Here is a 10300-nt window from a genome sequence, read left to right on the forward strand (position 1 = left end):
CGGCCTCGCCGTCGTCGCCGCCCCCGGCGTGGGGGGGCCCCCCGCCGGGGCCCCCCCGGGGGGGGGCACCACGGCCGGTGAGCCGGGGTCAGGCGCCGGGCGGCACCCGGGACGGGCGGCCCCGGCCGCGCGTCAGGGAGTAGCCGAAGATGCCCGCGAGGGCTCCGAGCACTCCGCCGGCCGCCGTCCAAAGCCAGCGGTCGGACCACCAGCCGCCGGACCAGCCGTCCTCCGGGTCGCGCAGGGAGCCGGTCACCGTACCGGCGACCAGCGGTTCGGCGAGGGCCCCGTCCACCGCGAAGGCGCCTCCCTGCTCCCGGGCGTCGGCCTCGACGGCCACGCGCACCGGCAGGCCCAGGTCCTCCTCCGGCAGGTCCACGACCGTCAGGCGGACGTAGTAGCTGCCCGGGAGCGGGTCGTTGGCCCACGGCTCCGCTCCGGCGCGTACCGTGCGCAGGGTGCAGGACAGCTCGACCGAGGCCGCCTCCTTGGCCGCCGCCCTGCTCTGCATGCCGTACGTGCAGGCCTGCCGGCGGCGGAGCCCGTCGTACACGTCGAGCCGCCAGGTCGAGGTGCCGTGCCGGGCGGCGGACTCGGGCAGGGTGACGTCGGCCTTCACGGTGACGCGCTGCTGGGCATCGACCGGAAGCACCCAGTACAGGTAGTCGCCGCTGGAGGCGCCGGCCGTGGCCTTCTGGCCGGGCCACAGCGGTGTGGCGGTGCGGAAGCTCGTGCCCGCCTCGGTCGGGGCGGCGGCCCCGGCGGTGTCCTTTCCGGGGGTGGCACTCGGCGACGGGGTGTCGGCGGTGGCCGTACCGGCGGCCGTACCCGCCACCGCGAGGGCGGCGGCCGCCGCGAGCAGGCCCGCGGCCAGTCTGCGTACGGTACGCATCAGTTGGTCCTCCAGACGGAGATGCGCCAGCGGGAGATCCATCCCCACACCAGTCCGGCCAACAGTCCGGCCAGCACCAACACAGCCAGCGTCCACCAGCCGCGCCCGAGGCCGAAGGCCGCGGCGTCGGAGGCGTCACGCGGGCCGTCGACCAGGTCGATGGTCAGCTCGACGGGCATGCCGGGAGTGGTCTTCACGGAGGCGGGAGCGGAGAAGGAGTTGCTGACCTGGAGGCAGACGGTTTCGGCCGCGGGCTTCGCGTCCGAGCCGGTGTCGTCGGTCTCGGCCTTGGGGTAGCGCAGGCCGGTGGAGAGGACGTCGGTGCGGCCGTCGCCGGCCTCCGAGCCGCGGACGATCTCCCGCCCGTGGACGGTCGTGGCGCGCAGCAGGACGCCGTAGTCGTTGTTGACCGCCCTGTCGGCTCCGATGCTCACCGAGGCGCGCAGTTCCTGGCCGGGCAGCACGTCCACCCGGTACCAGCGGTGCTCGCCGAAGGTCTCGCGGTCGCTGTAGAGACCGGCCTTGAGCTGCGGGGCACTCGCGCACTGCTTCGCGCCCTCGGTCGCCACCGGGTTGACGACCGGGTCGGCGGCCCGGTCAACGAGTTGGCGGACCCGGCCGGAGAGGTCCGCCTTGTGCTGGACGGAGGTGTAGGTACCGCCGGTGGCTTCGGCGATGCAGGTCAGCTGGGCCCGGGTCTTGGCGTCGGGAACCAGGCCGAGGGTGTCGATGACCAGGTGGATGCCCTTGGCCGCGATGTCGCGGGCCACTTCGCACGGGTCGAGCGGGGCACAGGTGTCCTCGCCGTCGGTGATGAGCACGATCCGCTTGGTGGCGTTGCCTCCCTCCAGGTCCTGGGCCGCGCCGAGCAGGGCCGGCCCGATCGGGGTCCAGCCGGTCGGGGCGAGGGTCGCCACGGCGGTCTTGGCCTCGGTCCGGTCGAGGGGGCCCACCTTGTAGAGCTGCTTGGTGTCCTTGCAGCCGAGCGTGCGGTCGTCACCCGCGTAGTCGGCGCCCAGGGTCCGTATCCCGAGCTGGACTTCCGCGGGGACGGCGTCGATGACCTCGTTGAAAGCCTGCTTCGCGGCGGCCATGCGGGACCCGCCGTCGATGTCGTTGGTCCGCATGGAGCCACTGACGTCCAGGACGAGGTCGACCTTGGGGGGTTCCTTCGCCGCCGGTCCGTCGGCGGCCGTGGCGCTCGCCGGGAAGAGCCCGACGGCCAGAGCGGCGAACAGGGCGCAGGCCCTGGCCGCGAGCCGTTTTCTTGTGATCATCGCCGGATCGTATTGAGGATCGTCCGGCAATCCAAAAACGGGGGTGGGGCGGACCGGTCGATATCCGGATGCGGGGTACGGAGCCCCCGTCCTAGGCTGCGCGGATGAGTACCCGTACTTTCCGTATCACCGTCCGCGGCGCGTTCGACGGACTGACCGACGACCAGCGGGCCGAACTGCTCGCCGCCGCGTCCGAGCACGACATGCTCCGCGCGGAGTTCACGGCCGAGGGGCATCTGACGTACGACCTCGCGGCGCGCCCCTTCTTCACCTTCCGTTTCTTGGACTCGGGGGAGGCGGAGGAGGACATCCTCGACGCGGCGGCCCGGGCGGAGCTGGCGGCAGAGGCCTGGCTGACGGAGCGCGGCTACGGTTTCAAGCAGCTGCGGTCACAGGCGCAGGACCTGTCGCTGGCCCCGCTGGGCAAGCGGGGGCGCCGGGAGGCCGCGCGCGCCGGGGCGCGGGACTGACGTCCGGCGAGGAGCCCGTCCGGGCGGGCCTCCGAGGAGTCAGCCACGGACGTCCCGGGCGAACACGGTCGCGAGATGTGCGGCCAGTCGCCCCGGGGTCGGCGGGGAGAGCCGGGCGCCGAGGTATCCGTCCGGGCGCACGAGGAGCGCGGTCGGCGGCCGGGAGGCGTAGATGCGGGCGAACTCGCCGCCGGTGTCGTGGTACGCGGGCAGGGCACCCGGGCCCGCCGGGGCGTCGGGCGGGGTGTCGGCCGGCAGGACGACGCACGTCTCGACCCGGCCGCCGGAGTACTCCCGCGCCGTCAGGGCGAGTTCGTCGAGGCCGGTACCGTGGAGCAGGAGGACGTGTTCGCGCCCGCGGAGCAGGTCGGCGAGGCGCAGCGGGACGGCCGCGATCGGCGAGGTGAGGCCGCCGCAGTCCGGGGCCCGGTCGCCGGGACGGGGTCCGGGGCCCTCTCCCGGGGGGTCGGTGACGGGGCTTCCGCGGTAGCCGACGAGCAGTTGGGCCTCGCGCAGGATCAGGGTGCGGGCGTTCTCGGGGTCGGGCTGGACTCCTCGGGCGGAGGCATGGCGCACCGTGCGGCCCACGACCTCCTCGCCGACGGGGCGGCGTTCGGCGTCGTAGCTGGGCAGGAGGCCGGGGTGGGCGGCGCCGTCGACGGCCAGGGCGAGCTTCCATGCCAGGTTCCAGGCGTCCTGGATTCCGGTGTTCATGCCCTGGGCGCCGGTCGGCGGGTGGATGTGCGCGGCGTCGCCGGCGATGAGGACGCGGCCATGCCCGTACCGGTCCACGATCCGGTGGCTGATCCGGAAGACCGAGGACCAGCGCATGTGCGAGGCGGTGGCGGGGGTCGGCGAGAGCCGGTCCAGGACGGTCTGGATGTCGGCCAGTTGCGGAGCCGGGCCGTTCTGGAGGCCGTGGGCGACACCGTCGGCGGCCTGTTCGGCCGTGGACAGTTCGGGCGGTACCTTCATGGACATCCGGTAACGGGCGCGGCCCGGCAGCGGGATGCACACGAGTACGTCGTCCACGGCGCCGGCGGCGTCCAGGTGCATGGCGCGCAGGGAGTACCCGTACGGCAGGTCCCCGTCGGCCTCGACGTCGGCGAGCATGTACTCCTCGGGGAAGGCGCCGCCCTCGAAGGACAGCCCGAGTCCCTTGCGCACGACGCTGTGGGCGCCGTCGCAGCCCACCAGGTAGCGGGTGCGCAGCTCTTCCTCGGCGCCCGAGCGGGTGCGCAGCCGGCTGGTGACGCCGTCCGCGTCCTGGCGGAACGAGACCAGTTCGGTGCCGCGTTCGACGGCGGTTCCCCAGCGGGCCAGGTGCTCTTCGAGGATGCGCTCGGTCTCGTACTGCGGCAGCGCCGCGAAGCGGTAGGGCACTTCGGGCGGCAGGACGAGGTCGATGCGGGGCTGCTCGACGCCGTTGACGTACGTGAGCTGGCCGCGCAGCGGGACGGCCGCGTCCAGCACGGGGCGGACCATCCCCATCCGGTCCCAGATCTCCAGGGTGCGCGGCTGGATGCCCACGGCCTTCGCGTAGGGCAGCCGGGCGGGGAGCCTGTCGACGATCCGGCAGGCGACGCCCCTGCGGCGCAGCTCGGCGGCGGCGGTCAGGCCCACCGGACCCGCGCCGACGACCAGTACGTCCGTCGTGTTGGTGTGCGCCACTGGCGCCTCCCGGCGTGCGGCCCCCGTCGGAGTCGGTCCGACTCCATGGTGGCCGCACGCCGGGCGTCCGGCATCTCCGCCGGTCCCCGGCAGGTTCCCGGCCGGGCGGCCCGCGTCACTCGATGACGAGGTCGACCTCGATGTTGCCGCGGGTGGCACGGGAGTAGGGGCAGACCTCGTGGGCCTGCTTGACCAGCAGGGCGCCGGTCTCACCGGCGAGGGAGTCCGGGAGTTCGACGCGCAGGGTGGCGGCGAGGCCGAAGCCGGCGCCGTCCTTGAGGATCGAGACCTCCGCGGTGACCGAGGCCTCGCTGGTGTCGACCTTGGCCTGGCGGCCGACCAGGCCGAGCGCGCTGGCGAAGCAGGCGGCGTAGCCGGCGGCGAAGAGCTGCTCGGGGTTGGTGCCCTGTCCGTTGCCGCCCAGCGCCGGGGGCATGGCCAGGGCGAGGTCGATCTGGCCGTCGGAGCTGACGGCGCGGCCCTCGCGGCCGTTGGCGGTGGCGACAGCGGTGTAGAGCGCGTCCATGAGAGTTCCTCTCGCAAGCGGTGAACCGTGGTGGCGGCCGAGGCCGGCCGCGCCCCATAAGTAGAGCACGCAATTAAGTTGTGCGCAATTCAATGCCTCTCCAGGTCTTGCCGGGTAGACTGGCCGGCATGACCGAGCAGCCCACCTCCATCGGCTCCGACCAGGACTTTCTGCGCCTCGACGGGCAGATCTGCTTCGCGCTGAACGCCGCGAGCCGCGCCTTCGGAGGCCTCTACCGCGTGGTCCTCAAGGACCTGGGGCTCACCTACCCGCAATACCTGGTGATGCTGGTGCTCTGGGAGCACGGCCAGCTGCCGGTCAAGGAGATCGGACAGCACCTGCGGCTGGACTCGGGCACCCTGTCCCCCTTGCTCAAGCGGCTGGAAGCGGCCGGGCTGGTACGCCGCGAGCGCAGCACCGAGGACGAGCGCTCCGTCCGCGCTCACCTGACCGAGGAAGGTGCGGCGCTGCGCTCCCGCGCGGCGGAGGTGCCCCGGCGGATCGCGGCGGCCACCGGTTTCGAGCTCGCCGAGGTGGCCGATCTCCAGGACCGCCTGGGTCGGCTCACCGCCGCGCTGGACGCCGCCGTGCCCCTGGCGGAGGCGCAGGAGGCGGCCCAGGGTCCACGGGAGGCGTAGCCGCCGTCCGCGACGGACACTGGGGCCACCCCGTGCGGCAGGAGGTGGCCGATGGACCCGGCTGCGGCGCTGGACCGGATCGCGTTCCTGCTGGAACGCGCGCAGGCGCCCGGCTACCGGGTGCGGGCATTCCGCACCGCGTCCGCGGTGGTCGTGCGCCTGGGGCCCGAGGAGGTGGCGGAGCGGGCCGCCGCCGGCTCCCTGGAGGCGGTCAAGGGACTCGGCCCCAAGACGGCCGCAGTGGTACGGGAGGCACTCGCCGGCGGGGTGCCGGCCTATCTGCGCGGCCTGGAGGACCAGGCCGCGGCGCTTCCGGAGGGCCCCCCGCCGTCACCGGCCGCCGCCGCACTGCGGGCGGCCCTGCGCGGGGACTGCCACCTGCACTCGGACTGGTCGGACGGCGGCAGCCCGATCGAGGCGATGGGCCGGGCGGCTGCCGACCTGGGCCACGCATGGGCCGTGCTGACCGACCACTCGCCGCGACTGACCGTGGCACGCGGCCTCTCCCCCGACCGCCTGCGCGAGCAGCTGGACGCCGTGGCTGCGCTCAACGCCACCTGGGCGCCCTTCCGGCTGCTCACCGGGATCGAGTGCGACATCCTGGACGACGGGGCCCTCGACCAGGAGCCGGAACTGCTGGACCGGCTCGATCTCGTGGTCGGCTCGGTGCACTCGAAACTGCGGATGGACGCGCCCGCGATGACCCGGCGGATGCTGGCCGCCGTGCGCAACCCGCTGATGGACGTCCTGGGGCACTGCACGGGGCGGCTGGTCACCGGCCGGACCCGGCCGGAGTCCCGGTTCGACGCCGAGGCGGTGTTCGCGGCCTGTGCGGAAACGGGCACGGCCGTGGAGATCAACAGCAGGCCCGAGCGGCTTGATCCGCCGCGGCGGCTGCTGCGGACGGCCGTGGCGGCCGGGACCTTCTTCGCCATCGACACCGACGCGCACGCCCCGGGCCAGCTGGACTGGCAGGTCCTCGGCTGCGAACGGGCCGTGGAGTGCGGTGTTGCGACGGAGCGTGTCATCAACACCTGGCCGGCCGGCCACCTCCTGGCCTGGACCCGCACCCGCCGGGCCCCCTGAGGCGCGACCGACCGTGAGGCCGTCGCGGGGGCGGACGTCGCGGGGGCGGCCCGGCCCCGCCGGGCGAACACCGCCCGGCGGGGTGCTCAGGGGCGGAGCTCGGCGACCAACAGGACCACGTCGGCCGCGGCCACCGCCATCACCGTCAGGAACGGGAGCTTCCCCGCGGGCCTGCGGGACGCCAGGAGCAGTGCCGCCGCCGTCGCGCCCAGTAGTGCCCAGCCGTACGCCGTCACCCGCCCCGGCGGTCCGGCGACCAGGGCCGCGGTCGAGCCCAGGACGAGCAGCCCGGCCACCGTGGCCGAGCGCCGGGCGCCCAGCCGCTGCGGCAGCCCGAGCACCCCGGTGGCCAGGTCGTCGTCGATGTCGGGCAGCACGTTGGCGAAGTGGGCGCCCGCCCCGAGCAGGGCCGCCGCCGCCATCAGCCACGGCGGCGGCCAGGGCCCACCGGGCAGCCCCAGGGTGACGAAGGCCGGCAGCAGGCCGAAGGCCAGGGCGTACGGGGCCCAGGAGGCGGCCGTGCCCTTCAGCCGGAGGTTGTATCCCCAGGCGGCCGCCACGCCGACCAGGTGCACCGCGCCGGCGAGCCCGCCGGCCGCCAGGGACAGCGGCACACAGAGCAGGAGCGCGACGACCGCCGCCCGTGCCACGGCGGCGGCCGACACCCTACCGGCGACCAGGGGCTTGTCCCTCCGGCCCGAGACCAGGTCGCGCCGCAGGTCGGCCCGGTCGTTGCACCAGCCGACCGACAGCTGGCCGGCAGCCACGGCCCCCGCCGCGAGGACGGCCCCCGCCGGCCCGTGCCCCGCCGCGACGGCCAGCACAGCGGTGAAGAGCGTGACGGCCGCCGCGGGCAGCGGGTGGGAGGCCGCAGCCAGGGCGGCCAGGGCGCGGGCGGCGCCGACCGCGCCGGGGCCCTCGGCATTCTCGGGGCGCTCGGGACGCTGGGCACTCTGCGCGGTTCGCACGGGCACGGCGACACGCTAGGCGGCGCCGCGCCCGAATCAGCGCATTCGTAACGAAGTGTCAGTTCTTTTCTATGGTGACTCAATGACACGTGTTCTGGCAGTGCGCAGCGTGTTCCCGCCCCACCGCCATTCCCAGGCCGAGATCACGGAGGCGCTCGTCCGGTTCCAGCCGCCCGGCGCCGACACCGCCCTGCTGCGCCGGGTCCACGCCTCGGTGCGCGTGGAGAGCCGTCATCTCGCCCTCCCGCTGGAGCGCTACGGGCCCGCCAACGACTTCGGCACGACGAACGCCCTCTTCCTGGAGACGGCCCGGGAAATCGGATCACGGGCGCTGGAACTGACCCTCGCCGACGCCGGTCTGACGGCCCCCGAGATCGATCTGGTCATGTCGACCACCGTGACCGGGCTCGCCACCCCCTCGCTGGAAGCCCGCCTGGCCGCACCCGCCGGGCTGCGACCCGACGTACGGCGGCTGCCGCTCTTCGGCCTCGGCTGTGCCGCCGGGGCAGCCGGAGTGGGCCATCTGCACGAGCTCCTCGCCGGCCGGCCGGGTCACGCGGCCCTGCTGCTGTCCACCGAGCTGTGTTCGCTCACCCTCCAAGCCACCGACTCCTCGATGGCGAACCTGGTGGCCGGGGCCCTCTTCGGCGACGGTGCGGCCGCCCTGGTGGCGGTGGGCCGCGGCCATCCGCTGCACGCGACAGGCACCGGCCCCGAGGTCGTCGCCACCCGCAGCCGCCTCTACCCGGGCACCGAGCACGCCCTGGGCTGGGACATCGGCCACTGGGGCATGCGCATGGTCCTCGGCCGCGAGCTCCCCGATCTGGCGCGGCTGCACGTGGCCGAGGAGGTGGAGAGCTTCCTCGCCGCGCACGACCTCAAGCCCGCGGACGTCGACGCGTGGATCTGCCATCCCGGCGGCCCGAAGATCCTCGACGCCCTCTCGGACGCACTGGCCCTGCCGGAGGCGGCCTTCGCGGCGAGCCGGCGGTCACTGGCCGCCGTGGGCAACCTCTCGTCCGCCTCGGTCCTGCACATCCTGGAAGGCGTCCACCGCGACGGACCGCCGCCCGGATCCGTCGGGCTGATGCTCGGCATCGGCCCCGGCTTCGCCTCCGAACTCGTCCTCCTGCGCTGGTGAACCCCGTGAACTCCCTGAGCCTGTACCAGCTGCTCGTCTGTCTCGTCGCCGCCGAACGGCTCGCCGAGCTGGCCACCGCCCGCCGCAACACCGCGTGGAGCCTGGCGCGCGGCGGCCAGGAGTACGGCCGCGGCCACTACCCGGCCATGGTCGCCCTGCACACCGCGCTGCTGGTGGGCTGCGTCGTCGAACCCTGGTCGGCCGGGCGGCCTTTCGTCCCCCTGCTCGGCTGGTCGGCCCTCGCCGTCGCCGTCGCCGCCCAGGGCCTGCGCTGGTGGTGCATCGCCTCCCTCGGCCCGCGCTGGAACACCCGGGTGCTCGTCGTCCCCGGACTTCCGCTGGTGGAGAGGGGTCCGTACCGGGTGCTGCGCCATCCGAACTACGTGGCGGTGGTCGCGGAGGGCGCCGCGCTGCCGCTCGTGCACTCCGCCTGGCTGACCGCGCTCGGCTTCACCGTGCTCAACCTGGCCCTGCTGAGGGTGCGGATCGGCTGCGAGGACGCCGCCCTGACGGACGGCGGACGGCTGCGGGCGCCCGCCTCCGTCCCGTCGGCGGGAGCGCCGTCATGATCGACCTGCTGGTCGCCGGCGGCGGTCCGGCCGGGCTGGCGACCGCCATCCACGGCGCCCTCGCCGGCCTGGAGGTCGTGGTGGCGGAGCCGCGCCCCACCCCGATCGACAAGGCCTGCGGGGAAGGCCTGATGCCCGGGGCGGTACGCCGCCTCGGTGCGCTGGGCGTATCCGTCTCCGGACAGCCGTTCCGAGGCATCCGCTACGTCGACGGCACCAGCGGCCTGCGCGCCGAGGGGCTCTTCCGGTGCGGGCCGGGCCTCGGATCCCGCCGCACGGACCTCCAGTCCGCGCTCGCCGGCCGGGCCGCGCAGCTGGGGGTACAGTTCCTGCCGCGACGCGTCGACCGGGTGCACCAGAGCGCTGAACACGTCACCGCGGCCGGATTGACCGCCCGCTATCTCGTCGCTGCGGACGGCCTGCACTCCCCCGTCCGGCGCGGGCTCGGCCTGTCGGCCCCGGCCGCCCCCCGCCGTCCGGCCCGCTACGGACTGCGCCGCCACTTCACCGTCGCGCCGTGGAGCGACCTGGTCGAGGTGCACTGGTCGGCGCGGTCCGAGGCCTACGTCACCCCGCTCGCGCCCGACCGGATCGGCGTCGCGGTGCTCACCGCAGACCAGGCGCCCTTCGACGAACAACTCGCTCACTTCCCCCACCTGGCGGACCGACTGAGCGGATACGCCGACACACCGGTGCGCGGCGCCGGTCCGCTGCGCCAGGGGGCACGTGTCCGCGTCGCGGGGCGGGTGCTGTTCGTGGGGGACGCAGCGGGCTACGTGGACGCCCTGACCGGCGAAGGGCTCACCCTGGCCGTGACGGCCGCGGGCGAACTCGTGCGGTGCGTACGGGCCGGACGACCCCAGGCCTACGAGCAGGCCTGGCGGGAGCTGTCGCGCAGCTACCGCGCGCTCACCGAGGCGCTGCTCTGGGCGCGGCGGCGGCCGCGCCTCGCGCCCCGCATCGTCCCGCTGGCCGCCCGCCTGCCGAGGGTGTTCACCGGGGCGGTCAACCTGCTCGCCTGAGGAGCGCGCGAACGCAGCGGCACCCCGCGCGGTGCGCGGG

At 74.8% G+C, this 10300-nt stretch carries 11 protein-coding genes; 6 read left to right on the top strand and 5 right to left on the bottom strand.

Annotation, left to right across the window (positions count from 1 at the left end):
- Positions 1-88 precede the first annotated feature (88 nt).
- Positions 89-892: a hypothetical protein gene (locus ACFW2G_RS32370; RefSeq protein WP_384585510.1), complete on the bottom strand. Its 804-nt coding sequence runs from the start codon at positions 890-892 to the stop codon at positions 89-91.
- Positions 892-2169 (bottom strand): VWA domain-containing protein, encoded by a 1278-nt coding sequence (locus ACFW2G_RS32375; RefSeq protein ID WP_037917351.1) that lies wholly within the window; start codon positions 2167-2169, stop codon positions 892-894. Before ACFW2G_RS32375 ends, ACFW2G_RS32370 begins: the two co-directional genes overlap by 1 nt.
- A 104-nt stretch (positions 2170-2273) precedes the next feature.
- Here ACFW2G_RS32375 and ACFW2G_RS32380 point away from each other — a divergent pair, with 104 nt between their 5' ends.
- On the top strand, positions 2274-2639 hold the full coding sequence (locus ACFW2G_RS32380) for a DUF6204 family protein (RefSeq protein ID WP_037917349.1): 366 nt from the start codon (positions 2274-2276) through the stop codon (positions 2637-2639).
- A gap of 39 nt (positions 2640-2678) precedes the next feature.
- Here ACFW2G_RS32380 and ACFW2G_RS32385 read toward each other — a convergent pair whose 3' ends face one another.
- Both ACFW2G_RS32385 and ACFW2G_RS32390 read right to left on the bottom strand, forming a co-directional pair.
- Positions 2679-4310, bottom strand: a complete 1632-nt coding sequence (locus ACFW2G_RS32385; protein ID WP_384585514.1) for an FAD-dependent monooxygenase — start codon at positions 4308-4310, stop codon at positions 2679-2681.
- Between the two features lie 115 nt (positions 4311-4425).
- The gene (locus ACFW2G_RS32390) at positions 4426-4836 is read right to left on the bottom strand and encodes an organic hydroperoxide resistance protein (RefSeq protein ID WP_037917345.1); all 411 of its coding nucleotides are present in this window, start codon (positions 4834-4836) and stop codon (positions 4426-4428) included.
- A gap of 128 nt (positions 4837-4964) precedes the next feature.
- Between ACFW2G_RS32390 and ACFW2G_RS32395 the strand changes: the two genes are divergently transcribed.
- Together ACFW2G_RS32395 and ACFW2G_RS32400 are read left to right on the top strand one after the other, a co-directional pair.
- On the top strand, positions 4965-5474 hold the full coding sequence (locus ACFW2G_RS32395) for a MarR family winged helix-turn-helix transcriptional regulator (protein WP_384455638.1): 510 nt from the start codon (positions 4965-4967) through the stop codon (positions 5472-5474).
- Positions 5475-5525: 51 nt separating this feature from the next.
- On the top strand, positions 5526-6560 hold the full coding sequence (locus ACFW2G_RS32400; protein ID WP_037917341.1) for a PHP domain-containing protein: 1035 nt from the start codon (positions 5526-5528) through the stop codon (positions 6558-6560).
- 86 nt (positions 6561-6646) lie between these two features.
- Here ACFW2G_RS32400 and ACFW2G_RS32405 read toward each other — a convergent pair whose 3' ends face one another.
- Entirely contained in the window at positions 6647-7534 is an 888-nt protein-coding gene (locus tag ACFW2G_RS32405; RefSeq protein ID WP_384585517.1) for a UbiA family prenyltransferase, read from the bottom strand.
- A gap of 76 nt (positions 7535-7610) precedes the next feature.
- Here ACFW2G_RS32405 and ACFW2G_RS32410 point away from each other — a divergent pair, with 76 nt between their 5' ends.
- The 3 genes from ACFW2G_RS32410 to ACFW2G_RS32420 are packed head-to-tail and all read left to right on the top strand — an operon-like array spanning position 7611 to position 10260.
- The gene (locus ACFW2G_RS32410) at positions 7611-8669 is read left to right on the top strand and encodes a type III polyketide synthase (RefSeq protein WP_037917339.1); all 1059 of its coding nucleotides are present in this window, start codon (positions 7611-7613) and stop codon (positions 8667-8669) included.
- Between the two features lie 5 nt (positions 8670-8674).
- The gene (locus ACFW2G_RS32415; RefSeq protein WP_384455632.1) at positions 8675-9238 is read left to right on the top strand and encodes an isoprenylcysteine carboxyl methyltransferase family protein; all 564 of its coding nucleotides are present in this window, start codon (positions 8675-8677) and stop codon (positions 9236-9238) included.
- Positions 9235-10260 carry an NAD(P)/FAD-dependent oxidoreductase gene (locus ACFW2G_RS32420; RefSeq protein WP_384585520.1) on the top strand — a complete coding sequence of 342 codons (1026 nt, stop codon included), beginning with the start codon at positions 9235-9237 and terminating at the stop codon, positions 10258-10260. Before ACFW2G_RS32415 ends, ACFW2G_RS32420 begins: the two co-directional genes overlap by 4 nt.
- Positions 10261-10300: the final 40 nt, after the last annotated feature.

The organism is Streptomyces sp. NPDC058880 (assembly GCF_042742535.1).
In the GTDB taxonomy this organism is placed as follows: domain Bacteria; phylum Actinomycetota; class Actinomycetes; order Streptomycetales; family Streptomycetaceae; genus Streptomyces.